Source organism: Paraburkholderia sp. RAU6.4a (genome assembly GCF_050435625.1).
Lineage (GTDB): Bacteria > Pseudomonadota > Gammaproteobacteria > Burkholderiales > Burkholderiaceae > Paraburkholderia > Paraburkholderia tuberum.
Genome location: NZ_JBNDKQ010000002.1, coordinates 125,046 through 148,983, shown reverse-complemented (window position 1 = coordinate 148,983; position 23,938 = coordinate 125,046). Strand labels below are relative to the sequence as shown.

General features: G+C 60.4%; 27 protein-coding genes, 1 tRNA gene and 1 pseudogene. 15 read left to right on the top strand and 14 right to left on the bottom strand.

Features of this window, described 5'->3' with window-relative positions; translation table 11 throughout:
• Positions 1 to 98: 98 nt before the first annotated feature.
• Complete coding sequence (locus tag OKW40_RS05455; protein ID WP_429488623.1) at positions 99 to 1,145, bottom strand: sulfate ABC transporter substrate-binding protein; 1,047 nt, start codon at positions 1,143 to 1,145, stop codon at positions 99 to 101.
• Between the two features lie 311 nt (positions 1,146 to 1,456).
• Between OKW40_RS05455 and lexA the strand changes: the two are divergent.
• From lexA to OKW40_RS05440, 3 genes and pseudogenes are all read left to right on the top strand, one after another.
• Positions 1,457 to 2,108, top strand: a pseudogene (lexA, locus tag OKW40_RS05450) (transcriptional repressor LexA).
• A 102-nt stretch (positions 2,109 to 2,210) separates the two neighbouring features.
• The gene (locus tag OKW40_RS05445) at positions 2,211 to 2,555 is read left to right on the top strand and encodes a hypothetical protein (protein ID WP_184043952.1); all 345 of its coding nucleotides are present in this window, start codon (positions 2,211 to 2,213) and stop codon (positions 2,553 to 2,555) included.
• Between the two features lie 119 nt (positions 2,556 to 2,674).
• Entirely contained in the window at positions 2,675 to 3,292 is a 618-nt protein-coding gene (locus OKW40_RS05440; RefSeq protein WP_184043954.1) for a DUF2939 domain-containing protein, read from the top strand.
• A gap of 118 nt (positions 3,293 to 3,410) precedes the next feature.
• Here OKW40_RS05440 and OKW40_RS05435 read toward each other — a convergent pair whose 3' ends face one another.
• The gene (locus tag OKW40_RS05435) at positions 3,411 to 3,878 is read right to left on the bottom strand and encodes a universal stress protein (protein ID WP_090804531.1); all 468 of its coding nucleotides are present in this window, start codon (positions 3,876 to 3,878) and stop codon (positions 3,411 to 3,413) included.
• A gap of 421 nt (positions 3,879 to 4,299) precedes the next feature.
• Between OKW40_RS05435 and nodI the strand changes: the two genes are divergently transcribed.
• Positions 4,300 to 5,214: a nodulation factor ABC transporter ATP-binding protein NodI gene (nodI, locus tag OKW40_RS05430; protein ID WP_187613683.1), complete on the top strand. Its 915-nt coding sequence runs from the start codon at positions 4,300 to 4,302 to the stop codon at positions 5,212 to 5,214.
• 19 nt (positions 5,215 to 5,233) lie between these two features.
• Entirely contained in the window at positions 5,234 to 6,061 is an 828-nt protein-coding gene (locus OKW40_RS05425; protein WP_429355445.1) for an ABC transporter permease, read from the top strand.
• 98 nt (positions 6,062 to 6,159) lie between these two features.
• Here the strand turns inward: OKW40_RS05425 and OKW40_RS05420 are convergent, their stop codons facing one another.
• Together OKW40_RS05420 and OKW40_RS05415 are read right to left on the bottom strand one after the other, a co-directional pair.
• Positions 6,160 to 6,582 carry a hypothetical protein gene (locus tag OKW40_RS05420; RefSeq protein WP_090804526.1) on the bottom strand — a complete coding sequence of 141 codons (423 nt, stop codon included), beginning with the start codon at positions 6,580 to 6,582 and terminating at the stop codon, positions 6,160 to 6,162.
• A 298-nt stretch (positions 6,583 to 6,880) separates the two neighbouring features.
• Positions 6,881 to 7,864: a LysR family transcriptional regulator gene (locus OKW40_RS05415; protein ID WP_184064810.1), complete on the bottom strand. Its 984-nt coding sequence runs from the start codon at positions 7,862 to 7,864 to the stop codon at positions 6,881 to 6,883.
• Between the two features lie 255 nt (positions 7,865 to 8,119).
• Here OKW40_RS05415 and OKW40_RS05410 point away from each other — a divergent pair, with 255 nt between their 5' ends.
• Complete coding sequence (locus OKW40_RS05410; RefSeq protein ID WP_184064809.1) at positions 8,120 to 9,544, top strand: M20 family metallopeptidase; 1,425 nt, start codon at positions 8,120 to 8,122, stop codon at positions 9,542 to 9,544.
• A 95-nt stretch (positions 9,545 to 9,639) separates the two neighbouring features.
• Here the strand turns inward: OKW40_RS05410 and OKW40_RS05405 are convergent, their stop codons facing one another.
• Positions 9,640 to 10,692, bottom strand: a complete 1,053-nt coding sequence (locus OKW40_RS05405) for an NADP(H)-dependent aldo-keto reductase (RefSeq protein ID WP_429488620.1) — start codon at positions 10,690 to 10,692, stop codon at positions 9,640 to 9,642.
• A 168-nt stretch (positions 10,693 to 10,860) separates the two neighbouring features.
• Between OKW40_RS05405 and OKW40_RS05400 the strand changes: the two genes are divergently transcribed.
• On the top strand, positions 10,861 to 11,088 hold the full coding sequence (locus tag OKW40_RS05400; protein ID WP_184029242.1) for a DUF3820 family protein: 228 nt from the start codon (positions 10,861 to 10,863) through the stop codon (positions 11,086 to 11,088).
• 247 nt (positions 11,089 to 11,335) lie between these two features.
• On the top strand, positions 11,336 to 11,581 hold the full coding sequence (locus OKW40_RS05395; protein ID WP_429294925.1) for a hypothetical protein: 246 nt from the start codon (positions 11,336 to 11,338) through the stop codon (positions 11,579 to 11,581).
• Positions 11,582 to 11,751: 170 nt separating this feature from the next.
• Here OKW40_RS05395 and OKW40_RS05390 read toward each other — a convergent pair whose 3' ends face one another.
• Positions 11,752 to 11,988 (bottom strand): sulfotransferase, encoded by a 237-nt coding sequence (locus OKW40_RS05390; RefSeq protein WP_429406219.1) that lies wholly within the window; start codon positions 11,986 to 11,988, stop codon positions 11,752 to 11,754.
• Here OKW40_RS05390 and OKW40_RS05385 point away from each other — a divergent pair.
• The 4 genes from OKW40_RS05385 (at position 11,987) to OKW40_RS05370 (ending at position 14,095) form a co-directional block, all read left to right on the top strand.
• On the top strand, positions 11,987 to 12,241 hold the full coding sequence (locus OKW40_RS05385) for a hypothetical protein (protein WP_429488618.1): 255 nt from the start codon (positions 11,987 to 11,989) through the stop codon (positions 12,239 to 12,241). The genes OKW40_RS05390 and OKW40_RS05385 overlap by 2 nt on opposite strands.
• A gap of 191 nt (positions 12,242 to 12,432) precedes the next feature.
• Positions 12,433 to 12,798: a hypothetical protein gene (locus OKW40_RS05380; protein ID WP_429488616.1), complete on the top strand. Its 366-nt coding sequence runs from the start codon at positions 12,433 to 12,435 to the stop codon at positions 12,796 to 12,798.
• A gap of 130 nt (positions 12,799 to 12,928) precedes the next feature.
• Positions 12,929 to 13,930 carry a tRNA dihydrouridine(20/20a) synthase DusA gene (dusA, locus tag OKW40_RS05375; RefSeq protein ID WP_429488614.1) on the top strand — a complete coding sequence of 334 codons (1,002 nt, stop codon included), beginning with the start codon at positions 12,929 to 12,931 and terminating at the stop codon, positions 13,928 to 13,930.
• A gap of 89 nt (positions 13,931 to 14,019) precedes the next feature.
• Positions 14,020 to 14,095, top strand: a tRNA-His gene (locus OKW40_RS05370).
• A gap of 205 nt (positions 14,096 to 14,300) precedes the next feature.
• Here the strand turns inward: OKW40_RS05370 and OKW40_RS05365 are convergent.
• Positions 14,301 to 14,585 (bottom strand): hypothetical protein, encoded by a 285-nt coding sequence (locus OKW40_RS05365; protein ID WP_429488613.1) that lies wholly within the window; start codon positions 14,583 to 14,585, stop codon positions 14,301 to 14,303.
• Positions 14,586 to 15,335: 750 nt separating this feature from the next.
• Here OKW40_RS05365 and OKW40_RS05360 point away from each other — a divergent pair.
• Positions 15,336 to 15,851 (top strand): hypothetical protein, encoded by a 516-nt coding sequence (locus tag OKW40_RS05360; protein WP_429488611.1) that lies wholly within the window; start codon positions 15,336 to 15,338, stop codon positions 15,849 to 15,851.
• A 429-nt stretch (positions 15,852 to 16,280) separates the two neighbouring features.
• On the opposite strand, the gene OKW40_RS05355 is transcribed toward OKW40_RS05360, so the two are convergent.
• The 3 genes from OKW40_RS05355 to OKW40_RS05345 all read right to left on the bottom strand — a co-directional run bounded on the left by OKW40_RS05355 (position 16,281) and on the right by OKW40_RS05345 (position 19,103).
• Positions 16,281 to 16,772, bottom strand: coding sequence for a hypothetical protein (locus OKW40_RS05355; protein WP_429488609.1), 492 nt, complete (start codon positions 16,770 to 16,772; stop codon positions 16,281 to 16,283).
• The gene (locus OKW40_RS05350; RefSeq protein ID WP_429488607.1) at positions 16,769 to 17,689 is read right to left on the bottom strand and encodes a hypothetical protein; all 921 of its coding nucleotides are present in this window, start codon (positions 17,687 to 17,689) and stop codon (positions 16,769 to 16,771) included. Before OKW40_RS05350 ends, OKW40_RS05355 begins: the two co-directional genes overlap by 4 nt.
• Positions 17,690 to 18,014: 325 nt before the next feature.
• Positions 18,015 to 19,103, bottom strand: a complete 1,089-nt coding sequence (locus tag OKW40_RS05345; RefSeq protein ID WP_429488606.1) for a hypothetical protein — start codon at positions 19,101 to 19,103, stop codon at positions 18,015 to 18,017.
• A 90-nt stretch (positions 19,104 to 19,193) separates the two neighbouring features.
• On the opposite strand from OKW40_RS05345, the gene OKW40_RS05340 reads away from it, so the two are divergent.
• On the top strand, positions 19,194 to 19,871 hold the full coding sequence (locus OKW40_RS05340; RefSeq protein ID WP_429488604.1) for a hypothetical protein: 678 nt from the start codon (positions 19,194 to 19,196) through the stop codon (positions 19,869 to 19,871).
• A 216-nt stretch (positions 19,872 to 20,087) separates the two neighbouring features.
• On the opposite strand, the gene OKW40_RS05335 is transcribed toward OKW40_RS05340, so the two are convergent.
• From OKW40_RS05335 to OKW40_RS05325, 3 genes are read right to left on the bottom strand one after another with little or no spacing between them, the layout of a single operon-like run.
• Positions 20,088 to 20,387, bottom strand: coding sequence for a hypothetical protein (locus OKW40_RS05335; RefSeq protein WP_429488602.1), 300 nt, complete (start codon positions 20,385 to 20,387; stop codon positions 20,088 to 20,090).
• Complete coding sequence (locus OKW40_RS05330) at positions 20,384 to 20,722, bottom strand: hypothetical protein (RefSeq protein ID WP_429488600.1); 339 nt, start codon at positions 20,720 to 20,722, stop codon at positions 20,384 to 20,386. The genes OKW40_RS05335 and OKW40_RS05330 overlap by 4 nt, the downstream gene beginning before the upstream one ends.
• A gap of 12 nt (positions 20,723 to 20,734) precedes the next feature.
• A complete protein-coding gene (locus OKW40_RS05325; RefSeq protein ID WP_429488598.1) occupies positions 20,735 to 21,493 on the bottom strand; it encodes a D-Ala-D-Ala carboxypeptidase family metallohydrolase in 759 nt (252 codons plus the stop codon).
• Between the two features lie 775 nt (positions 21,494 to 22,268).
• On the opposite strand from OKW40_RS05325, the gene OKW40_RS05320 reads away from it, so the two are divergent.
• Entirely contained in the window at positions 22,269 to 22,913 is a 645-nt protein-coding gene (locus OKW40_RS05320) for a hypothetical protein (RefSeq protein WP_429488596.1), read from the top strand.
• Positions 22,914 to 23,035: 122 nt separating this feature from the next.
• On the opposite strand, the gene OKW40_RS05315 is transcribed toward OKW40_RS05320, so the two are convergent.
• Positions 23,036 to 23,728, bottom strand: coding sequence for a hypothetical protein (locus OKW40_RS05315; protein ID WP_429488595.1), 693 nt, complete (start codon positions 23,726 to 23,728; stop codon positions 23,036 to 23,038).
• Between the last annotated feature and the right edge of the window lie 210 nt (positions 23,729 to 23,938).

The following is a 23,938-nucleotide window of genomic DNA, read 5'->3' as shown; positions in this document are numbered from 1 at the left end:
CGGGACTGCTGCACTGCTGGCCACCGGACCCCGGTTAGCCGAAAGCGCGCCCATTGGGCGCGCCCTTTTTCCCCTGGCTGTGATTCGGGCGGTAGTTCTTACTGCGGCTGATAAATCGAATCGAACACGCCGCCGTCCGCGAAATGGGTCTTCTGCGCGTTGGTCCAACCGCCGAACGAATCGTCGATCGTGTACAGCTTCAGCTTCGGAAACTTCGCGGTCAGATCGGCGGGCACCTTGCTGGAACGCGGACGATAGAAATTGCGCGCGGCGATCTCCTGACCTTGCTCGCTATACAGGAAGTTCAGATACGCCTCGGCCAGCTTGCGCGTGCCGTGTTTGTCGACGACCTTGTCGACCACCGCGACCGGCGGCTCGGCCAGAATGCTCACCGACGGCACCACGATCTCGAACCTGTCCGGACCAAACTCCTTCAGCGACAGGAACGCCTCGTTTTCCCACGCGATCAGCACGTCGCCGATACCGCGCTGCACGAAGCTCGTGGTCGCGCCGCGCGCGCCCGAATCGAGCACGCCGGCGTTCCTGTACAGCTTGCCGACGAACTCCCTGGCCTTCTGGTCGTTGCCGCCCGGTTGATGCTCGGCGTACGCCCACGCGGCCAGGTAGTTCCAGCGCGCGCCGCCCGAGGTCTTCGGATTCGGCGTCACGATCGACACGCCCGGTTTCACCAGATCGTCCCAATCCTTGATGTGCTTCGGGTTGCCCTTGCGCACCAGAAACACGATCGTCGACGTGTACGGAGATGCGTTGTCCGGCAGACGCTTTTGCCAGTTCCTGTCGACGAGCCCCTTGTTCGCGAGCGCGTCGATGTCATAGGCGAGCGCAAGCGTCACGACGTCGGCCTGCAGTCCGTCGAGCACCGAGCGAGCCTGCGCGCCCGAGCCGCCGTGCGACTGCCTGAAGGCGACGGCTTCGCCGGTCCTGGCCTTCCATTCCTTGCCGAATGCCTGATTGATGTCCTGATACAGCTCGCGCGTCGGATCGTAGGACACGTTCAACAGCGTGGTGTCGGCGTGCGCGACGCCGCTTGCGCCCAACATGCCGAACGCACCGGCCGCGCCGACGGCGAGCGCCGCGATCAGTTTTCTGGTTCGAGCCGCAAGCCCCATATGCCGATGGTTCATTTCAATTTTTCTCCGCGTGATGGTCCGCTGATGAGCGTCTGGTGTTGTTCTGCGTCGCGGTCACGTGCACATGAGCGCCAACCGGAGGCCAGTCTATCGAAGCGCTTTCATTATTAAAAATAATGTTTCTTCATTTTTTAATGCTCAAAAGTGGTAACGACAGATGCGCCGGCGGTTGGGACGCCGACAACGCCGTCATGTCGCCGATAAACGACGCCCCAGCGCGACCCTTGCGCCGAACTTAAAGTAAAGCTTGAAATGCGCCGAATACTGTATAAAAATACAGTCACCTGTTCATACATACAGTGGCCATGACAAAACTCACCGCACGACAGCAGCAGGTTTTCGATCTGATCCGCCGCGCGATCGAACGCACCGGCTTTCCGCCCACTCGCGCGGAAATTGCCGCCGAACTCGGCTTCAGTTCGGCCAATTCCGCGGAAGAACATCTGCGCGCGCTGGCGCGCAAGGGCGTGATCGAACTCGCGGCCGGCGCGTCGCGCGGCATCCGCCTGCTGTCCGGGCAGGAGGACGCGCCGTATCAGTTCACCCTGCCGCATGCGGGCCTGATGCAGTTGTCGTTGCCGCTGATCGGCCGGGTCGCGGCGGGTAGCCCGATCCTCGCGCAGGAACATATCTCGCAGCACTACGCGTGTGACCCGGCGCTGTTCTCGAGCAAGCCCGACTACCTGCTGAAGGTGCGCGGCCTGTCGATGCGCGACGCGGGCATTCTCGACGGCGACCTGCTCGCGGTGCAAAAGCGCACCGAAGCGAAGGACGGCCAGATCATCATCGCGCGGCTTGGCGACGACGTGACGGTCAAGCGTCTGAAGCGCCGGGCCGAATGGCATCGAACTGATCGCCGAAAACCCCGATTACGACAACATCTTCGTGGAAACCGGCAGCGCCGATTTCGCGCTCGAAGGGATCGCGGTCGGGCTGATCCGCCCCAGCGAGTTCTGATCTTTCGCTGTCGCCAGAACGCTTGCGCCGGTTTGTCCGACCCAAGCCGCATTTACGCCTGCATCTACGCCCGCATCTACGCCGAATCGCCTGGAGAGACTCATGGAACGCCTTGCCCGCCTGTTGCCCTTTCGCCAGTTCGGCCGTCTGCGCCATCTGCGCAAGCTCACGCCCTGCGCGCTAATCGAGGCGCCCGCTGCGCGCACGCCGTCGCTGTTCGACGCGGCTGCCGAAGCTTCCGGTCTGCCGTCGTCGTTGCCGGCGTTCGCGCGCGTGTCGCTGAATTCGGCGCTGAACATCGCCGAGCCCGCGCGTCGGGCGCCGGTGCGGGTCTATCATGGACCGTCGCGACTGATCATGGTCGGCACGGTCGACGCCGTATGCCGTATGATCGATCGCTGCATAGCCGACGAAGCCAACGTGCACGGCGCGGTGTTCGAAGCGTGAGCGAATCCTGAGTACGCATGCAACAAGCACTTCGGATGTTCAGAGATTCGCGTGGGATGGGATCGTTTCGTCCTCGCCGTGGTCGACGTTAGATCATCACTGACGTGGAGTCCCATTCGATGACAATTCGGAAACGCATACAGGGCAGCGCCACCCGGCCGCTGCTGATCACGCTGATCGTGGTGATCGTGATTGCCGCGCTGGGCTTTATTTATGCGTCACCGTATCTCGCGGTGAACAATCTCAAACGCGCCGCCGATGCGCGCGACGTGCAAACCGTCAATCAGTACGTGGACTTTCCCGCGCTACGCGATAGCTTGAAGCAACAGGTGGGCGCCATGCTGACACGCCGGCTCGAGGCGGATGCCGGCAACAAGATGGCCACGATCGGCGCGGTGATCGGCGTGACGCTGATCGGCCCGCTCGTCGATGCCTATGCGACACCCGACGGCGTCGCGGCGCTGCTGAACGGCATGCCGCCGCGTGGCACGCCGGGCGAGCAACCGTCCGCGCCGCCAGCCGCGGGCGGCGAAGCGCCGGCCGCACCAGCCGCGGGCGACACCACCACGCAGGCGAGCGCACCGCCGCCCGGGCGTCAAAGCACGGCCGGCTATCGCAGTCTCAACGAGTTTGTCATCACGTACCGGCGTGGCGAAGGTAACGCGAATTATTCGGCAATCTTTCGTCGCGAAGGTCTGGTCACGTGGAAACTCGCGGCGATCAATCTGAACGAGTGAGATCGAAGCCTGGCCGGATGGGATGCGTGGCTGGCCATCGGGGCCGGCCACTCGACAGGGCCTATTCACATCTGGACTAGATAACGGGGCGCGCGGCTTCGCGTCCCTCACTAGCCCATTACGCCGCAGCCGCCTGCTGCTGCTCCTGCGCGGACGAGCACGCCACCAGAATGCTGCACGACACGCGGTCGAGCAGCGGCGTGTTGCCCGCCCCCATCCACCACCGCGACAAACCAGTCCTGCAGCGATGACCCACCACCACGAGGTCGACCTGCAACTCGTTGGCAAGATTGGCGATCTCGTCGATCGGATGACCGAATGCGAAATGCCCTTGCGCGCTCACGCCTCGCTCGGTCAGCCAGTTCACGCCCTCCTGCAGAATCTCGCGGGCCGTTTTTTCGAAGCTGCTGCAGGCGACGTCCGTCAACAGGCCCGCGCTCTGCGCGATGCTCGAACGCATGTCGACGACCGACAGCAGATGCGTTTCCGCCTTCAGTTCCAACGCCAGATCGGCACCGCAACGCAGGGCTTTCCGGCCTTCGCGCGAGCCGTCGTAGCACAACAGGATTTTCTGGTAGCTCGCCATCTGTTTTCTCCATTCGCGCGGAAAGCGCGGTCTGAATCAATCATGGTGCGCCGCAATTCGGCTTGCAAGGGATGGAAAACGCTAAGTGCATACTCGGTGCATGCCGATCCAGTCTGCACAAGCGTTGGGCGACCCGACGCAGCGTTTGCACACGGATGCCGCAATGCAAAACTTCGTTTGCGAACGCTGCGTCGACACACTGCGGGCCGGTTGACGTGCCAGTCGTGCCACCGCCAATCAGCGGCGCGAATCGACACCGACGAGCGCATCGCACCCTGCGCATGACGCGTTCCCGGACACCCGCTCGCATCAGCGATCCGATACCTGGAGTAAGCGGCTTCGCGTGCGCAATGCGTGCATCGCAGGTATGTTGTGTGTCGTGCGCGTACGTTGTGTCTTTTTCCGGAGCCTTGCTCGAGCCATGCCCACCGCCCCCATCGAATTCCATCAGGTCAGGAAAAGCTACGGCGAAAAAACGGTCGTCGACGGATTGTCGTTTCATGTGAACACCGGCGAATGCTTCGGGCTGCTCGGCCCCAACGGCGCCGGTAAGACCACGACATTGCGCATGCTGCTCGGCATTGCGGCGCCCGACGCCGGCGCGATCCGGCTGTGCGACGAGCCGATCCCGGGCCGCGCGCGCCTCGCGCGCTCGCGCGTCGGCGTGGTGCCGCAGTTCGACAACCTCGATCCCGATTTCACGGTGCGCGAAAATCTGCTCGTATTCGGTCGCTACTTCGGTATGAGCGCCGCGCAGTGTCGCGCGGCGGTGCCGGGTCTGCTCGAATTCGCTCGCCTCGAGAACAAGGCGGACGCGCGCGTGAGCGAACTGTCGGGCGGCATGAAGCGGCGCCTCACGCTCGCGCGCGCGCTGATCAACGATCCCGACGTGCTGATCATGGACGAGCCGACCACCGGTCTCGATCCGCAAGCACGCCATCTGATCTGGGAGCGGCTGCGCTCGCTGCTCGCGCGCGGCAAGACCATTCTGCTGACCACGCACTTCATGGAAGAAGCCGAACGGCTCTGTCATCGACTGTGCGTGATCGAGGAAGGCCGCAAGATCGCCGAAGGCGCGCCGCGCGAGTTGATCGAGTCCGAAATCGGCTGCGACGTGATCGAGATCTACGGCCCCGATCCGTTTGCGTTGCGCGACGAACTCGCGCCGCTCGCCGAGCGCACCGAGATCAGCGGCGAGACGCTGTTCTGTTATGTGAACGACGCGCAGCCCGTGCATATGCGCCTCAAGCAGCGCGCCGATTTGCGCTATCTGCATCGGCCGGCGAATCTCGAGGATGTGTTTCTGCGGCTCACCGGTCGCGAAATGCAGGACTGAACCCATAGCGAGACACTTGATGGACGCACGTACTTACGAAACCCACGACGGCACGCCATCGGCGCAAGAACCGTTCGGTGCCTTCCCCGCCAATGCCACGAACTGGATCGCGGTGTGGCGCCGCAATTACCTGGTGTGGAAAAAGCTCGCGATCGCGTCGATGTTCGGCAACTTCGCCGATCCGATGATCTATCTGTTCGGTCTCGGCCTCGGACTCGGGCTGATGGTCGGGCACGTCGACGGCGTGTCGTATATCTCGTTCCTCGCGGCGGGCACGGTGGCGTCGAGCGTGATGATGTCGGCGAGCTTCGAGTCGATGTATTCGGGCTTTTCGCGCATGCACGTGCAGCGCACGTGGGAGGCGATCATGCATACGCCGCTCACGCTCGGCGATATCGTGCTCGGCGAGGTGGTGTGGGCCGCCAGCAAATCGGTGTTGTCGGGTGTGGCGATCATGCTGGTGGCGGGCGCACTCGGCTATGCGAGTTTTCCGTCGATGCTGCTCGCGCTGCCGGTCATCGTGCTGGCCGGTCTCGCGTTCGCGAGCCTCGCGATGATCGTGACGGCGCTCGCGCCGTCATACGACTTTTTCATGTTCTATCAGACGCTCGTGCTCACGCCGATGCTGCTGCTCTCCGGCGTGTTCTTTCCGATCTCGCAACTGCCCGGCGCCGCGCAAGCGGTGACTGTCGCGCTGCCGCTCGCCAATGCGGTCGATCTGATGCGCCCGGCGATGCTCGGTCGGCCGATGGAGCACGCGGCGCTCCATGTGAGCGTGCTGGCCGCTTATGCAGTCGGCGGCTTCATCGTGTCGGCGATCCTGTTTCGGCGTCGCATGATGAAGTAAGCCGAACGCGCGGGCGGCGCGTTGCGCCTGCACCCGCGCAAGACGACGCCGCGTCGGTCGTCGCACGGCGTGTTTGCTATCGCTATCGTTGTGCGCGCTCAGTCCTCGTCATCGGTCCACGGAATGTCGACGTCGGAGATGAACGCGACCGTCGCGAACGGGCCGCCCTCGTGACGCCCGATCTTGCCATCGGCGCGCTGCCATTCCACCCGGAACACGGTGACCGGATCATCCGCGATCAGCCGCACCGTGCGCAATTCGTCGGGATCGGCGTCCTCGACCGGACCGTCGAGCGAAATCAGCAGCGCCTGTGGCCATAGACCATCGGCGGGATCGTAGATCTTGTCGCCGTCGTGAATCAGCGTGAAGGCTTCCACGCCGATGGTCGCCGACGCATCGACGATCATCTTGGCAAGCGCACGCAACAAGGCGGTCGCTCGCGCCGAGTTCGCCTGACGGATCGCGAGATCACCGCGCGTGAGAGCCTGCTCGAGTTTTGGATTGGTTTTCTGTTGCGCCATGGCTGTGTTGGTCCTATCGCTCTGTCGTGGGCAACGCGCCATCGGGACGACGCGCCGCCTTTCTATTTGGGTCCATCTTTCTATTTGGGTCCATCTGTTGCCGCTTGTGTGCATTGCAGCATCGCGGGCTGGGCGGCAGGTCCGCGGTTCGACTGTCATTGTTCCGCGTTTCCCCTGATCGTGGCGCGCACCCTCAGGGTCGTTTTCTCAGGGCCGTCCTTGCCGTCCACCACAGTTTAGGTCGTGATTCGGATTCCGGGAGAACATTTGCCGCTTAGTGCGTGGCATGTGTCGCATTTCATGCATCGGCTCGCGGGCGCCGCGGCGTACGTTTACCGCGTCCACCGGTGACCTTCGACGCCTGCGCCCCAGCCGGCTTCGCATCCGCGATCCGCGCGATCAGATGGTCGCGAAACGTGCGCACCGACGGGGGCAACTCGCGCCCCGCCATCGTCTGCACCTGGATGCTGCGCTGGCGCATCTGCGGGTCGGTGAGCGGAATCACGACGAAGCCGTCGTCGGCATAGCGGTCGCGCACCGACAGCAGCCCCGTGAACATGATCGCTCCGGACCGCTGCGCGTAGCGATAACTCGCGCCGCTGTTGTTGCAGATCAGGTCCGGCTCGAGGAGGATGCCTTCGAGCGCGCACGCGATGTCGATCAACTGGCGAATCGTGGTGCCCGTCTCCGACAACACGAGCGGATAGCGACTCACCTCGGCGAGCGACAGTTTCGCGCGCGCCGCAAGGGGATGATCGGCGCGCAGCAGCACGAACACCGGCGCGCGTTCGGTGTGCTCGACCTTCACGCCCTTCTCCGGCGCGAGGCTGAACGACAGCGCGATATCGACGTCGCCGTCGCGCACGTGGCGAGTGGCGTCGGCCGGCGACATCACGGTCAGCGTGAAATCGATGCCGGGGTGCTCGGCGCGGAAATCCGCAATCGCGGCGGGCAGGAAGTCGACCGCAAAGCCCTCGGCGGTCGCGATCTTGATCCGGCTGCCGTGCAAGCTCGCGAGGCCGCTAATCTCTTTCATCACGTGCTCGGCTTCGAGCAGGCTGCGTTGCGCGTACGCAAGCAGCCGCTCACCGGCCTCGGACAGCGTCATGCCGCGCGGACGCCGCTCGAACAGCGTCACGCCGAGCTCGCTTTCGAGCCGCACGATTTGCCGGCTGATCGCCGATACCGCGACGTGCAGCCGCTCGGACGCGTCGCTCAGCGAGCCGCCGCGCGCGACTTCGACGAAATAACGCAACGCGATGCCATGCAGTGAACGTGCCATCCTGGACGCCTCGATCGAATCAGTTGCAACGGTGCCATGGGTGGGCGGGTGCCGCGGTTCGAGCCGACGCGCGACGCTTTGCTTTTCCGGCAAGGCAAGCTTCGAAACATGATCATTGTGACAAAAATGGCACGCTTCTAGAATCGGTCGCAATGACGTTGCAGGCGATTCGCCTGAACGCCGCGCCGAGCATCGAGCCATCGAGCCTCGCGGCCCTCCGCCCCTTCACCCATCCCCCGCATCGGAGACATCGACATGAGCCGCAACCAGGCCATCGAGCTTGCCACCCGGCACTTCGAATCCGGCGCTTTTCTCGCCGATCTGAACCGTCGCGTCGGTTTTCGCACCGAAAGCCAGGAAAGCGATCGCGGCGCACTGCTGCTGTCCTATCTGACCGACGAAATCCAGCCCGAAGCGGAGCGCCTCGGCTTCAGCACGCGCATCGTCGATAACCCGGTCGATGGCTTCGGTCCGTTCCTGATCGCCAACCGTCACGAAGGCCATCATCTGCCGACCGTGCTGATCTACGGCCACGGCGACGTCGTGCGCGGCTACGACAGCCAGTGGCGCGCGCCGCTGACGCCGTGGGCGGTGACCGTGGAAGGCGAGCGCTGGTTCGGTCGCGGCACCGCCGACAACAAAGGCCAGCACTCGATCAACCTCGCCGCGCTCGCGAGCACGCTCGCCGCGCGCGACGGCAAACTCGGCTTCAACACGAAGCTGTTGATCGAGATGGGCGAGGAAACCGGCTCGCCGGGGCTCGACGCGATCTGCCATGCGCATCGCGACGAACTCGCCGCCGACGTGCTGATCGCCTCCGACGGTCCGCGTCTCGCAGCGCGTCGTCCGACCGTGTTTCTCGGCTCGCGCGGCGCGGTCAATTTCAGGCTGTCGCTGAACCTGCGCGACGGCGCGCATCACTCGGGCAACTGGGGCGGCTTGCTGCGCAATCCGGCGACGATGCTCGCCAACGCGCTCGCGAGTCTCGTCGATGCGCGCGGCGTGATCGCAGTCGACGGCCTGCGTCCGCCGCCGATCCCCGAGGCCGTGCGCCGCGCACTTGCCGACATCACGGTGGGCAACGGTCCGGGCGACCCCACCGTCGACGATAACTGGGGCGAGCCGGGTCTTTCCGCGCCCGAGCGCGTGTTCGGCTGGAACAGCTTCGAAGTGCTGGCTTTCAAGGCGGGCAATCCGGAGAACCCGGTCAACGCGATTCCGCCGTCGGCGTTCGCGGTCTGCCAGTTGCGTTTCGTGGTCGGCACCGATTGGGAAAACCTCGGCGAGCACCTGCGCGCGCATCTCGATGCGCACGGTTTTCAGCTGGTCGAAATCGACGTCGAACGCGGCGCGCCAGCCACGCGGCTGGATCCCGACGATCCGTGGGTCACGTGGGCGATCGCGTCGCTCGAAGCAACCACCGGCAAGAAGACCGCGCTGCTGCCGAATCTCGGCGGCACGCTGCCGAACGAGGTATTCGCCGACACGCTCGGTCTGCCGACGATCTGGGTACCGCATTCTTATCCGGCCTGCTCGCAGCATGCGCCGAACGAGCACCTTCTGGCTCCGGTGGTGCGCGAGGGCCTGCAGATGATGGCGGGACTGTTCTGGGATCTCGGCGAGAATTCGCCGCTTGCGGCGAAGCGCGAGACGGTGGATACGGCAAAGGCCGCGGGTTGAGTTCGGCCGACGCCGAGTGATTCGCTGCGCCTTGCGCGGCCGCCCCGGTAATCGACCCGGGCCACCGCGGCAAGCGCGTCGCGCTTACCTCGACATCAAGGCGCCGGATTCGGCTGCAGCTCGTGCAGCCTGTCGATTTCCGCCAGCACTTCCGGCGACAGCTTCACGTCCGCGCTGGCGATGTTTTCCTTCAATTGTTCGAGCGAGGTCGCGCCGATCAGATTGCTGGTCACGAACGGCCGGCTATTGACGAACGCGAGCGCGAATTGCGCGGGGGTCATGCCGTGGCGCTTCGCGAGCTCGACGTAACGCGTGGTCGCCTGCACGGCTTGCGGCTTGCTATAGCGCTGGAAGCGCTCGAACAGCGTGATGCGCGCGCCGGCAGGACGCGCGCCGCCTTCGTACTTGCCCGACAGCCAGCCGAACGCGAGCGGTGAATACGCGAGCAGACCGATGTTGTCGCGATGCGCGTACTCGGACAGACCCACTTCGTACGTGCGGTTCAACAGGCTGTACGGATTCTGGATGCTGACGATGCGCGGCAAGCCGAGTCTTTCGGCCGCGCGCAGAAACTGCGCGACGCCCCACGGCGTTTCGTTCGACACGCCGATACGGCGCACCTTGCCAGCCTTCACGAATTCGGCGAGTACCGTCAGCGTTTCCTCGATCGGCACCGTGTACGCGTCGTCGACCCACGGATACGACGGACGGCCGAACGTCATCGTGCTGCGATCGGGCCAGTGCAGCTGATACAGATCGACGTAGTCCGTTTGCAGACGTTCGAGGCTGTCGTTGAGCGCCTCGGTCAGGTTCTTGCGATCGAACTGGTTGCCCTCGCCGCGAATATGACGCGGATTGTGCGGCTGACGCGCGGGGCCCGCGATCTTGGTGGCGAGCACGATCTTCTCGCGCGCGCTCTTGTGCTGCGCGAGCCACGTGCCGATGTAGCGCTCCGTCGAGCCTTGCGTTTCGGCGCGCGGCGGCACCGGATACATTTCCGCGGTGTCGATCAGGTTCACGCCGTGATCGAGCGCGTAGTCGATCTGCGCGTGCGCTTCCTGCTCGGTGTTCTGCTCGCCCCACGTCATCGTGCCGAGACCAATCAGGCTAACCTGCACGTCGGAGTCGCCGAGTCTGCGGTATTCCATCTAACTTGTCCTGTTGAAGAGGTGAACGGAAAGCGCAGACGTTATCACGCCGGCGCATTACCTGCAGCAAGGCTAGAATGCGGGGCCATGCGTTGCAGCGCGCCGCCTGGTGCTTGCGCGTTGCGCGCTTTGCGCTCTCGATGCGCGTTTCATCATGACTTCGTTGCCATGAATCACGAACACCTCGAATTGCTGGTCACGCGCGTGATGCCCTACGGGAAATATAAAGGCCGCGTGATCGCCGACCTGCCCGGCCACTATCTGAACTGGTTCGCGAGCCAGGGCTTTCCGCCCGGCGAGATTGGCCGTCTGCTCGCGTTGATGCACGAGATCGATCACAACGGCTTGAAACCGCTGCTCGCCCCCTTGCGCAAACCGAAGCCCCTGGAGCGTTGAGACCGTGGCCGTGAAAGCGTTGCCAGGCCGGCTGAAAGTCGCGGCGCAGGCAAACTGCAAGCAATGTAGGACAGTACAAATTCATACAGGTTTTTTCTTGCGGATCGCGTTTGCGTGGCCTTTAATCGGCATAGGTCGTCGCGCTGTGAAACGTCGAGAGTGAAGCGGATCAGTCGTCATTCGCTGAACAATTTCGATGTGTTCCGGCGCCGTGCGATCCCCCGCCTTCGTGACTCCCTGCATGTCCATGTCGCAATTCAGCCTGTCGGCGTTGCTCGAATTCATTGGCCACGATCTGTCGCCGGTGCGCGCGGTCATCCTGTTCTTCGTGATCGGCTACGTCGTGGTCGGACTGCCTGTGCATTTTCGCCAGGGCGCGGCCTCGCGCGACATCTGGGGCACGGCCGCCGGCGTAACGATGGCCGTGATCTACGCGGCGTTCATTGCCGGCGTGTACCCGTGGCTGCATCACGTATCGGTGATCGCGCGTTGAGCGTCGGCCGCCGTCAGGTCGGGGCCGAGACCTTCCCATAGCGGTTCACGCAATTCGCCTCGCGGCTGCCAGCGCCGCATCGACGTTCGATACGACGGTCGGCGCATCTGTGCGGAACTCGCGGTACTGACACGCCGCATCGTCTCGCGAAATGCGAGGCAATGTTCGTCTCACTCGAGCCCGCAATGCGCGAGCATGCGACGCACGTTCGTTTCGCAAGCGTCGACCAGCTCCTCGTGCTCGATCTCGATCATCACGCCCGCGAGTAGAACGCGCCGCCAGCGCGTTATCAACGCATCGTACGCGCGCTGACAGCGGCCCAGCTCGCCGAGGTGGCAGCCGAACGGCACGTCGTAAAAATGCGCGAGAAAATCGATAGACAGAATGTAATCGCGAGCGGCGGCCATGATCGATGCGCGCGTTCGGCAGCGCGAGATGAATGAGGCCGACGTTGATGGAGTTGAACGGGTATTTGTCGGCAAAGCGCGCGAGGGCGCCAAGCGATTCCGCCTCGTTGTCGCGCATGCCCTGGCGATACAGCACGTTGCCTTTGAGCAGATGATCGAACGGGGCGGGCACGCGAATCGCTTCCGACTTAAACGACGAATCGTCCGATGGAAGTTAGCAGCCACGCCCGTCAGTAACGTATCAGATCGTTAACGAAGTGTTACCGCAACACCGCTCGGTAATACGCGAGAAGATTGGCGAAACGGTCGAACGTCGCGGCAACGGCTCGCGTGGTCGAAGCCCCGAGCGCGCACCGCCGCGCCGGCGCGGGTAACGCTCGGACACAAACGCGGCTGAACTCCGTTGCGCGCGGTTTTTCTGAGGTTTACGTGAAGGAGAAAATCGTGACCAGGCTCATTGCATCGATGACGCTGCTAGCGGCCGCGGCAGCGAGCATCACTGGATGCGTCGTCGCGCAGCCAGCGGACTACGGCTATGCGCAACCCTACTATCCCTACGCGTATGGACCGCCTTACTACGGACCGGCGTACGGCTCGGTTGGTATCTATGGCGGTTTCGGAGGGTCGTGCTGCTATTACGGACATGGGTATTGGCACGGGCGCGGCGGATGGCATGGCGGTGGCGGGCACGGCGGGCACGGCGGATGGCATGGCGGGGACGGCGGATGGCACGGTGGCGGATACGGCGGCATGCACGGCGGCAGCAGCTCGTGGAGCAGTGGCGGCGGGACGGGGGGACATGGACATTAAAGCATTGACGCATTGACGCATTGACGAACCGGTGCCCGCCTCTGTCGCGACAGTGATATGGCTCCAGCGCCCGGCGGTTTCTGGCCTTGCGGTAAGATTATCGTTTTGATTCAAGCCGCCTGGCCGCTCCATGTCTTTACCTCGCACTCCCAGCCCCCGCCGCATGTCCGTTGCCCCGATGATGGATTGGACGGATCGCCATTGCCGCTCGCTGCATCGAATGATTTCGCGCCATACCTGGCTTTACACGGAAATGGTGACGACCGGCGCGCTGCTGCACGGCGACGTGCCGCGTCATCTCGCATTCACGCCCGACGAAGCGCCAGTCGCGCTGCAACTCGGCGGCAGCGAGCCCGACGATCTCGCGCGTTCGGCCAAGCTCGGCGAGCAATGGGGCTATGACGAAATCAACCTGAATTGCGGCTGCCCATCCGAGCGCGTGCAACGCGGTGCGTTCGGCGCATGCCTGATGAACGAGCCGCAACTCGTCGCCGACTGCGTGAAGGCGATGCGCGACGTCGTATCGGTGCCAGTCACGGTCAAGCACCGCATCGGCGTCGATACGGTCGAGGAATACGGCTTCGTCCGCGATTTTGTCGGCACGATCGCGCAAGCCGGCTGTGAGGTCTTCATCGTTCATGCGCGCAACGCGATACTGAAGGGCCTGAGCCCGAAGGAAAACCGCGAGATTCCGCCGCTCAAGTACGACTACGCGTATCAGTTGAAGCGCGATTTTCCGCAGCTGGAAATCGTCATCAATGGCGGTATCAAGACGCTCGACGAAGTCGACGCGCATCTTCAGCACGTCGACGGCGTGATGCTCGGGCGCGAGGCGTATCACAACCCCTACCTGCTCGCCGATGTCGACGCGCGCTTCTACGGCTCTGCGCAGGCGCCACTGACGCGCGAGCAGGTCGAAGCGAAACTGATCGAGTATTGCGCGACCGAAATGGCGCGCGGCACCTATCTCGGCGCGATCATGCGCCATGCGCTTGGGCTGTATCGCGGCGAAGCGGGTGCGCGTGGTTGGCGTCGAGTTTTGTCCGACAGCAAGCGACTTGCGGCCCGTGATCTGACCATCTTCGACGAAGCAAGACAGCATCTGCGCGAGCCCATCGAAATTTTTGAATAAAGGACTAGGCAAACCACCATCTAGTCCCTATAATCTCGTTTCTTCGTCGGCGAGACAGGTTTTTAGAGCAAGTCAAGCGGATGTTAGTGGTGGCTGTAGCTCAGTTGGTAGAGTCCAGGATTGTGATTCCTGTCGTCGTGGGTTCGAGTCCCATCAGCCACCCCACAGAATTCTTTCAAATCAAGCGTGTTCGGACGATTTGAAATTTCACATAGCAAAATTCGGAACGAAAAACCGAATTTCGGAATAGAGCCCGCAGCCACTGCGGGCTTTTTTGCGTTCAGTCCCAGCCGGGGTACTCATGCCGTCGTGGTTGGTTACGTGGTTCGAGAGCGCAGCACCGCTTCTGAAAGATCACCTTCCCGTTGTCCTAACAACACTTGCCGTGGGCGCCATAGCTGGCTTCACTTTCGGGAAACGCTTGGCGAATGCTCAGCTTGCAGCTAAGGACGATCGTCTCGTCGGTTACAAGGAGGAAGTGGAGCGTCAGACCGCAAGGGTAAAATCGCTTGAAGAAAAAATCGCGGATCAAGACCGCCGACTGGGCGTCGCCGAGCCCGGCGTGAGTCGTTTTAAAGCGCTGACCAATCAAGAATTGGGCCAATGCGCTCGAAACAGAGCCAAAAGCATTACAGATTTGTTGTCGCAGTTTCAACAAAGCCAGCGGCGCGCGCTAGAGGCCGATGACCTTAGACAATGCAAGACCGAAGATCAGCGCCACGCTGTCTGGGCACGTGGTGTGAGGGAGCTCACACGTGCTCAGGACGCTCTCGGGGAGTCTTACGTTCGTCAACACACCGTGGTGAGGTCTTTGCGCTGTTCGAAGAAATGGCGAACCGCGGTTCGCCCATCCCACCGACTCATGTTCCTATGACCGGGATTGGCCTAATAATGAATCCAGTGAACACATTCGGCTTTTCTGCGATCGTCGCAACGCTGGAAGCAATGGCAGATAGCTTGCCCGCTTAACGTCCGCAGAAGGAAGTGCTCCGTCGCTTGCTATCGATGCACTGTGTCGCCCGACCGCGATACTGTATATACAGCGATTGCCGGACCCATGTCGCATATCCGATACCCTGACGCCGCGACCGACCGCGCCTGTCGTTGTTGCGAGCATTGGGGCGGCGATGTTGCGGGCGGATCGCACGCGTTGTGCGTGCGCGGCGGCGGCCGACAAGTCCAAGCGAACCCAGACAGCGGCTGCGTCTATGGGTCAGAGCCGTCGGCGCCAATGACGACTCGACTCAAGATGATCAAGCGAGCAGGAAAAAGGCATGGCGCTAGCCCACTTCGGGGCAGCCGGCTTCCAGGTGCACCGCCATCTTGCGAATACCTCTTTCCGTCGATAGAATCGTTTCCCGTTACAAATTGTAACAACCATAAAATCCACAATACGGGAAGCAAAATGAAAAAAGCGACATTGGGGACTCTCGCATGCATCGCCGCGCTCAGCGGCTGCGCATCTATCGTCGGCGGAACGAATCAAGTCGTCTCCGTGCAGACAGTAAAGGGGGGAGACGAATTCGCCGGCGCTGCCTGCAAACTGGAAAACGACAAGGGAACGTGGTTCATCAAGACGCCCGGATCGGTGACCATCCACCGAGCCTACGGAGATCTGAGTGTGAAGTGCGAAAAGGATGGCGCTGATCCGGGCATCGCAACCGTGAAGTCGAGCACGAAGGGCATGGCCTTCGGCAACATCCTTTTCGGTGGATTGATCGGCGCTGGCGTTGACATGAGCACCGGCGCCGCATATGACTACCCAGCGCTCATTACCGTAAGCATGGGATTGACCACGATTATTGAGCCGCCGAAGAAGGCCGACGATCAGAAGGTTGCCGCGAGCGATGCATCGCCGGCCGCTGGCCCGACCCTTGCCGCAGCGAAAGACCTGAAGCCAATCACTAACACTACGAAGTGATCACGTCGCCGGCGCGAGACTCAGATCGCCAATAGCCTCCCGCCGGCTCTGCATTCGCGGCGACGGGAAGCAGGCGCAGGCCCAGTCAGAGCCGGATGCGTGCATTGGCTGAGAGCGATCGGGGCAGATGATGACCCGAGGAGCATCCATGTCGACGGTAGCTCAGCGCGGAATCTGTGCCTGGCGAGTCAGGCCGCGCGACGATTTGAGAGTTGTCCGACCGCTCACCACGGACAAAGATAGGAAACTTTATTGACGGGTTGCCTCCGCTGCGACCCGTTTTGCTGCCAGCCTTCCGCCGCACCCTGCCCGGGCGGCGGTTCTTTCATTTTTCTCGCGGAATTACGGGGCCGAACGATAACGACCCTGCAGAGGGTATTAGATCTGCCAACAGTGGACATTCGGTGCCAATGCTGCGGACATCCCGCCTCAGTGCCGTTCGAAGTCACCGTCGGAAAATTGTTGTGGGACTTCGCGTGCCAGCAGGCCGCCTAACTGATCTCCGACCCATGCGTCTTTCAGCAAATCGGCGAATGCGGCCTCCAGCGCTCCTCGATCATGGCATCGCACTTCTTGACCGGCGTAAGCGAGAACGCACGGGAAGCCCTCATGCGGGACGGTCCAACCGGCGATCCGAATGCTGCTCTTGTCGACAGCCAACAAATTCTTGGCCCAAATCGACCGCTCTTTAACTGGCGCGGGGTCAGTCTTGCCGCTCAGTCGATTGGCAAGCTGAGCTGTCGCCCAAAGCGACCCCGCAAAGGAATTGGACTCAGCCTCGAAAATAGTCAGCTTTCCATCAGTGGCCGTCTGCAGACCGGCCGCAACTGCACCGATCACGTCCGCGATCTGCTTCTTGGCAATCTCGGCGCTTTTCGCGGCAGCTTGGCCAGCTTTGAAAGCGGCTGCAAAGTCGGTCATGAAGGTGCCCTCATTCTAAATTTCACGGTACTTGTCACAGGGAAATGATCGCAAACGTTTCTGCTGCGCAGCCGCGCTGCAAGCTCGGGAGTTACGACGATCTGAGTCAGTTCCTCTTCAAGGACGACATCCGGTCGGTTCAGAAACGCCGATGTAAATATTATTTGGTCGTACGTAAACCATTCCGTATGATCCCCTCCCCTATAGTAATGCGTTCCGCAGATACTGCTACCGTCAGTCGCTACTGGCGACGGCAATGACTCGCCCAGCCAACGCCAGAACGGATTGTAGAAAAACCGATGGTCCCGCTTGGCAAGTTCTCTATCACGTGTCGCAAGTAGGTATTCAGATAGCGACGGTGAACATGGGTCATCGTTGTAGTCTCCCATGAGCACCAGAAACGTCTCTGGGTCTTCGCGCACTTTAGCTAAGGAGTCACAGAGCAGCGATCCCAACCGAGTTCGATTCGGGTCTTTTTCGTGCAAAGTGCGCCTGCTCGGCCAATGGGACAACACGACACGAACTACGACGTTTGTTCCCGTTGTGACGAACGTCATCATTTCGCCCAGCTTGAATTTGTGCTTGCCGAATCGTTCGACAAACGAACACGACTCGACGTGAGTCACCCGCGTCTCGTCATAGATAAGGGCAATATCGAATTTTTGCTTTCCTGACCGGTCCGTCTTGTCAATAACACGCAGATTGGGATCGTCCAAACCGTCCATGATCGCGTCCAAATCACTTGTTTGCACCTCACATAAGCCCAAAATGCCAAAATCCAAAACACGTCGCATGTCTGTGATCTGAGCGACAGCGAATTCCCTGTCTTCAGAGGTAGCTTTTAGCTTTATAACCGGTGGGGTCAGCCCGGTGTTCCACCAAAGGAAACCCAAGCGGCTTACGGACACCAGATCCATAGGCGTTTATCCATCGTAGCTTAGTGTTTAAGGGTCGATAACGTACCCCAATTTTACATGCGGCGCTGACGTTGCAGGACTGTCGAGCGTGTCGACGAAATGAGCGGCTCGCCCTGGCCAGACGCCGGCGGAGCCAAGCCACATGAGGCCGGCCATGTTCCAAAGTGCCCCCAGCCAAACGATGCCGACCGCCCGCCGCTGACCAGCCTCACCCCGGACGCGGATTTCGACGTACAACGGTCGCTCGCGTTGTCGTCCGTCACCAGAACGTGTGATCGTCAAGGATGTGCGGCAGCGAGTTCCAAGGCTTGTAGTCAACGCTCGACTACGTGGTGCGACTGAACACCTCGTGCAAGTGCTTCTTCAACCCCTCCTCAACCTGACCTTTCCCGTCGATGGTGTTGTCGTAGAAAATAGTCCTGAAGCCCGAGATGTCGAAGGGGAGCTTCGTGCCCTTCTGTGCGAGTAAGATCGTCGGCTTCTTCAGTGCGTGCGAGTAGCCCACCTCATAAAACACATTCGCATTGACCGGACTGATGTCTGCGATGACTACATTGGACTCTCGAATCTGCCGCTCGATGTCCGCTAGAATGATTCCGGGGCCGTGGCGTTCGTCTGCACGTACCGGCGCGATTTTCAAGGCGGCACAGACCGGCTTGATGACGTGCGTGTAAAGGTCATTGAATACCTGTGAAAATTCCATGACGACAAAGGCGGACGTCTCTTGCGATTCCACGGAGAAGTCCCTGACCTCAATGTCCCCCTGCGACATGAACCAAACACCGGGTCGAAGCGCACTGAGGGTTTCGTTCAAGTCAAATTTGATAATAGGAACGCCGTCGAGTGCGACCTTGACGAAAGACCCACGCATTTCAACCTGTAGGTCATAGTCACGATCGGCAACCAAGTTTTGTGAGGCTCCAACTGTAACGTGCTCTACCCACCGGCCCGACGCTACTCCCGATCCCGTCTCCTGGCTTCCGGTCCACGTACGAAGGCTGCAAAGCCCCCATATCCCGAGCACAACACTCAAGTGTGCTCCACTCATTGCATTTGCACCGATGGTTACGCCCGCACCGTATTTGAGTCCAACCGACTTGAAGTTAAAAGTGGCCTTAATTGTTCCGCCGTTAAAACCCGCATTAGATAGGGCCATACCTACGGCCGCCCCGTCGCGCTTGATTTCAGAAGTCGATGATTCGACGTAGTCGACTTCCTTCCCGCGGAAGGACAAGCTGGTGGGAGTGATCACCGTGACAGGCTCAAGCAACGATACCCAGCGGTATGACATTTGTGGCAATCCATCGAAATGAGATGGCTTAAATGTATCACGTTCCGATTTGGTAAGACTTACAATAATATCTCGGCCACTCTTTTGACTAAGAGGTGAAAATCTTGGCGCGTCGTCGCTCATTCGATGCGTCTCCCCTTGGATTCGAACTTTCTCTCGTGAGTGCGGAAAATTATGTCCTCAAAAAATCTAATAATAATAGCGACTACGGTGGTGCTGGCTTCGATTGTCGGTACGGCGAGCATTTATGTCATGCAGTTCGGCACACATCTAGCGAATCAACAGGAGACGTGGGCACAGTTCGGCGATTACTTCGGCGGAGTACTTAATCCCATCTTTGCGTTGCTCGCATTCTTCGGGCTCTTATGGTCCATCCAACGCCAAGGTGTCGAATTCCGAGCTTCGCTCGAAATACTTCAGCGGCAAACGAGATCGTCGGAGGAGCAGGTCGAAATGTTGCGGAAAGAGCGCGCACTTACCGATCTACTGCAAGTAATCAAAGAAATTGACTCCCGTATCGAGCAAATCTTAGACATTGTCATTTCCGATCCAGGATCTCAGCGTGTGGATATCCGGCAAATGAAATCGGAAGCTCAACGACTGCGTCGAAGTGCTGGCGAGTCTCCGGCCTACAAACAGTTCCTCAAGGTCGGCAACACGCAAGGGAGTGTCGTCGAAGCTCCAGTTCGGGAGCTCATACACCTTGTCAAGACGATGCGAGAGTTTCTCGATGGATATTGGGAAGTACAGCCGATTTCGCGCTCGTCCACCCTTACCTACTACGCCGACAAATGTAGCTCGCTGATGGACATGCTCGAAGACTTGGGCGGATTGCCTGCCGATACGCGTGCGTTTTTCGCGGAGATGTCGGAACGCTCAAGCGCTCCTTAGTGGCCTAGTCGACGTCGTTTGCCACGTAGCACCGAGCGGAAAGCGTTTTTTTTGGCAATCAACGAAAGACTTTTTCGCTGCGAAGGAGGTAGCCGCTAGCAAAATACAAGAGATGGCAGAACGGCCGGTTTGCGGGGGACAGTGGAATGTCACTTCATGGCCTGGCACCGGCCGCACCATCGGCCATCGACCCCAAAACGTGCGACGTACCGTTTTTTATCGGCTGCTGCTGTCTGCCGTTCTTCCCAAACCAGCATGCCGCCTCGTCACAAGCGGCGTCTTGAAAAACACGAGTCCCAGAAAGGCGAGACAGAAGCCGACAGTAATGAACGGCTCCCCGGGCCAGACGCTCGTATAGCCAAGCCAGATGAGGCTGGCCATATTCCACAGTGCTCCCAGCCAGACAATGCCAAGCGCGCAGCGCCACGCGAATGACTGGGGCAGTGTGAACAGCCAGCCGACTGTTGCGAAAAGCACCAGATGCAATACCAAGTAGATGACGACCATCGGGTTCATGATTTCTTATCCTCAGTTCCGGCAGCGCGATCGATGAGGCGATCCGCCACCCCGTCGCCCCGCCGCTCAATTGCACGAATGGCGATTTCCGCGACGACCGGGCCGAGCATGCCGATCAAAAAAGCGACGCCACGCTGCACGTCGATGCTGCTGCCCGTCAGCCAGTGCTCGACCACGGCCGGCGCGACGAATACCGCCATCAGGCCGCCAAGCACGATATGTGTAACCTTCAGCCGCAGGCTCGCCGGTGGCATGACGATCATGCGCAGCGTCCCACCCACCGCACCCGATGCCAGCACCGACAGCGGCCCCGTGAAGTGCTCCAGTGAGTTCAATGGCTCCCCCGATCACGCAAGGCCGTTGGTGTAGGCCGTGGCACCCGGCCCAAAGTTGGCGGTCAGGATCTGCTGACGCGCCTTCGCGCCCGCCGACGCTAGGCCAATGTGCACCCACGTGCCCTCCTGAATGAGTTGGTCGAACGCAATGTTCGAGGCTGCGATCTTGTGGCAGATTTCGAGCGGCGTGCCGAAGCCGGGACAGATGAAGTCGGCGGCTAGTCCTGTCATGTGTGCGCTGTTGGCCGCGCCGCCGACCGCCGCGTTGAGCGCGGGCGAGCGATAGCCTGACGACACCAGCACAGGTCGCGAGCCGAGCAGCGCGCGCACCTGCTCGAGTGTTTGCGCGGTGCGAGTCAGGTGTTCGACGACCGCCGGTGACGGCGTGTTATCGATCCGGCGCCGCGCCGCGGTCTCGCTCTGCGTCAGTTTATCCAGCGAGAAATGATCGGTAAGTCGTGTCATGCAGATATCCACTTCTAGCATTCCTGCCATGAAGCCGGAAATCGCGTCGTCATTCACCAATACCGAAAAGAATCGATTCTCTGCGCCAGCTGCGACGGAGGAGATACCTTGTGCGACCAGCATCTCGTTGCCCCTCGTTCGGCCTGCCTCGGCGATCGCATCAGGCAAGAGCTTGAGTACCTGCTGCAGGTGTCCGAACGACAATTCCTTTTGCGTGTAGATTTTCGTGGTCAATGCCGACTCCAGAAAATGAAAAACCCGCCGAAGCGGGTTGCCTTGTAAGAACGTGGGAGGTACTACCAGCATCCAAATGCTTGCGATGCCAGTTCATGAAGTCGCGTTCGATCTTGCATCATCCCGACTTCCCAGCCTGCATCCCCTTGGGCATGCCGCATTTGCGCAGGCACCGCGATCATTCTTGCCAACGCGCATCCATTCTGCACAGCCTCCTCCGCGGCTCCACCGGGCGGCGCAATCTTCGCGGTCGTATCTGTCTTCTGAGGAATAAGCCCAGCGGAGGCCATTTCGTAGCGTTGGCGTACCTGATAGCCACGAACGTCGCATTTCAAAGCCATCAATTCAACTGATCCTCCAATCGTTGGCCCACTCCGTACCCACACGGTCGCAGCGTGTGCATCATTGTCGTAGCTTGATTCGACGATGCGATCGGTATCTACGAAATAGCAGACCGTCCCGCCCTTTGCTACTGGAGTCCAGGTTACTGCATTGGCCACGCACGGCACTAGGACCAAGCAGGCAAGTATTCTCATAGTTCGCACCGCGACTTTTCCTCGAAAAATCCTAAACAGTCAACGAGGCTCGACCCGACGTCTATAGGACACCTCTTAAATTCACACGGCCAATTCGCGCACGCTGCTCGCAAACTTGATTTCACGGACGCGCTCGACGCCCGAAACCTCGACAGCGAAATCCACACCGCGCCGGTTTGGTGGAAGCCTGAAGGGTTGCCTTCCTTCGTCACCTGAACGCCAGCGTATGCAACACGCGCGGCGCCGGTCAGAAGGCGCGTGTCCGGGATGTAGACGTCCGTGACACCCTCAACCGCGGCGACGCGCCTGACGTGCGCACCGTTACACGCGCCGAAATCGTGCCGTTCTATCTGTGGGCGATTCACCAGCAGCAGGCGTACCGCACGATAGGCGTCGCCGCCATGTTCGCCTACCTGACGGGATTTCGCGCCGCCGAGGTGAGACCCTTTCATATGTCAGGGCTCACCGATGCCGGCGTGCGCGTCGCATCAGCGAAGCGGAAAAAAGGTGAAGTCAAGACGATCAAGCTGCGCGAGTGGTCGCCGCGCCTGCGTGTGGTGGTCGAGCGCGCGAAGCGCGAGCGCAAGGTCGCCAGCATCTACCTTTTCCCGAATAGACGCGGCCAGGCTTATTCGAAGAGCGGCTGGGCCTCCGTTTGGCAAGATGCCATGTATGCGTATATCGGTGAATTCGATGCGGCGATTGCGCGGGAGTTTGAGGCAAAGTGCAAGCGTGAGGCGGCGCAGCGTCGCGGCGCCAAAGGCGACGAGGTGCTGCTCAAACTCGTCGAGCACCCGGCGTACTTCGCGCTCTCGGACGTGCGTCCGGCCGCCATCACGGCGAAGCTCGACGCACGCGACGCGGACGCCTATGATTTCGCTGCGCACGCAAACACCGCAACAACGCACAAGCACTACGACCGGCGTAAGGTTAGACGCGCAAGCGCCACCGAGTAGCTGGTCAATTCTCAATAATTGGACAGTCGGTGCCGGGCGGCCGGAAATCGCCAAAATCCGACGGCTGCCTCCGCCTTTTTCGACCCGCAAAAACGGTGTGGCTAAAGCATCAGCCCCTGCTGTCAAACCTCTGCATCTATTTTTAACTCCCCCGTGACTTTGGTAACCCTTAACGCCACCGCGATAGCGATAAAAAACGGGGCCAGTATATGCAATACGTCTTCCAATTCGCTTGTCTTTCCTTGGCCATTCAAATACTCAAGCTCTTTATAACGGGCATTAAAATCAGCAATATAAATGTCACCCTCTTTCAAATTATCAATCAGTGCCGGGTCATCAATTTTTGGTTTCGTGACCCAAGCCTTGTTGAGAGCAATCACTTCGTCTGGATCTTGCGGTGTCACGCTTGGGATTTTGGTCCGAAGGTCTTTTAGCCAGTCGCAAGCCAGATCGTACTGGCGCTTAGTTTCCGAGAGGTTCGGAGGAGACAATTCGGACGGAACAAACTTTCTGCAGATTATAAGTGGCAAGTCTGTCGAAATGCTTTCCACCACCTGTCGGTAAGCAAATTCCTCTCTATCATTGGCCAGTGACAACATATTTTTTGCAATGTCAACCCTGTTTGTGGCGATCGATCCCAAGAGACCCAGCGAGCCTGCGCCTAAATAGAAGTAGTCAATTATTTTTAGGCCTCTTTTTCCGAGTCGCGTTGGCGGCGCATACACGAAAATTATGTGAAATAGCAGTAGAGATATGAAAAACACCGCACATAGAACCACTTTACTAGCAACCCAAGGGAACTCATAGTCGTTCATTTTTTCATGTACCACTTCGAATGGATCGATGGATAACGTAGTCTTGGCTACCACTCTACAAGCTAGCTACTGGCCGTTTTTGTTTTGCTGACGGCCTTCTGCATTTTCCATGATGTCTGTGCGGTTTTCCGCACCGCAATCACCCCTTCCCGCCTTCTTCCGCCTCTCAAAAACCGCTTGGCCAACAGGGCCGGATCACCGGTCCGCCTT

What these genes read in the sequence shown, in the direction of transcription:
- OKW40_RS05455 (WP_429488623.1), bottom strand. Translation starts at nt 1,145, where the DNA reads ATGAACCATCGGCATATGGGGCTTGCGGCTCGAACCAGAAAACTGATC.
- OKW40_RS05445 (WP_184043952.1), top strand. Translation starts at nt 2,211, where the DNA reads ATGGAACGCCTTGCCCGCCTGTTGCCCTTTCGCCAGTTCGGCCGTCTG.
- OKW40_RS05440 (WP_184043954.1), top strand. Translation starts at nt 2,675, where the DNA reads ATGACAATTCGGAAACGCATACAGGGCAGCGCCACCCGGCCGCTGCTG.
- OKW40_RS05435 (WP_090804531.1), bottom strand. Translation starts at nt 3,878, where the DNA reads ATGGCGAGCTACCAGAAAATCCTGTTGTGCTACGACGGCTCGCGCGAA.
- nodI (WP_187613683.1), top strand. Translation starts at nt 4,300, where the DNA reads ATGCCCACCGCCCCCATCGAATTCCATCAGGTCAGGAAAAGCTACGGC.
- OKW40_RS05425 (WP_429355445.1), top strand. Translation starts at nt 5,234, where the DNA reads ATGGACGCACGTACTTACGAAACCCACGACGGCACGCCATCGGCGCAA.
- OKW40_RS05420 (WP_090804526.1), bottom strand. Translation starts at nt 6,582, where the DNA reads ATGGCGCAACAGAAAACCAATCCAAAACTCGAGCAGGCTCTCACGCGC.
- OKW40_RS05415 (WP_184064810.1), bottom strand. Translation starts at nt 7,864, where the DNA reads ATGGCACGTTCACTGCATGGCATCGCGTTGCGTTATTTCGTCGAAGTC.
- OKW40_RS05410 (WP_184064809.1), top strand. Translation starts at nt 8,120, where the DNA reads ATGAGCCGCAACCAGGCCATCGAGCTTGCCACCCGGCACTTCGAATCC.
- OKW40_RS05405 (WP_429488620.1), bottom strand. Translation starts at nt 10,692, where the DNA reads ATGGAATACCGCAGACTCGGCGACTCCGACGTGCAGGTTAGCCTGATT.
- OKW40_RS05400 (WP_184029242.1), top strand. Translation starts at nt 10,861, where the DNA reads ATGAATCACGAACACCTCGAATTGCTGGTCACGCGCGTGATGCCCTAC.
- OKW40_RS05395 (WP_429294925.1), top strand. Translation starts at nt 11,336, where the DNA reads ATGTCGCAATTCAGCCTGTCGGCGTTGCTCGAATTCATTGGCCACGAT.
- OKW40_RS05385 (WP_429488618.1), top strand. Translation starts at nt 11,987, where the DNA reads ATGATCGATGCGCGCGTTCGGCAGCGCGAGATGAATGAGGCCGACGTT.
- OKW40_RS05390 (WP_429406219.1), bottom strand. Translation starts at nt 11,988, where the DNA reads ATGGCCGCCGCTCGCGATTACATTCTGTCTATCGATTTTCTCGCGCAT.
- dusA (WP_429488614.1), top strand. Translation starts at nt 12,929, where the DNA reads ATGTCTTTACCTCGCACTCCCAGCCCCCGCCGCATGTCCGTTGCCCCG.
- OKW40_RS05360 (WP_429488611.1), top strand. Translation starts at nt 15,336, where the DNA reads ATGAAAAAAGCGACATTGGGGACTCTCGCATGCATCGCCGCGCTCAGC.
- OKW40_RS05355 (WP_429488609.1), bottom strand. Translation starts at nt 16,772, where the DNA reads ATGACCGACTTTGCAGCCGCTTTCAAAGCTGGCCAAGCTGCCGCGAAA.
- OKW40_RS05350 (WP_429488607.1), bottom strand. Translation starts at nt 17,689, where the DNA reads ATGGATCTGGTGTCCGTAAGCCGCTTGGGTTTCCTTTGGTGGAACACC.
- OKW40_RS05345 (WP_429488606.1), bottom strand. Translation starts at nt 19,103, where the DNA reads ATGAGCGACGACGCGCCAAGATTTTCACCTCTTAGTCAAAAGAGTGGC.
- OKW40_RS05335 (WP_429488602.1), bottom strand. Translation starts at nt 20,387, where the DNA reads ATGAACCCGATGGTCGTCATCTACTTGGTATTGCATCTGGTGCTTTTC.
- OKW40_RS05325 (WP_429488598.1), bottom strand. Translation starts at nt 21,493, where the DNA reads ATGCTGGTAGTACCTCCCACGTTCTTACAAGGCAACCCGCTTCGGCGG.
- OKW40_RS05315 (WP_429488595.1), bottom strand. Translation starts at nt 23,728, where the DNA reads ATGAACGACTATGAGTTCCCTTGGGTTGCTAGTAAAGTGGTTCTATGT.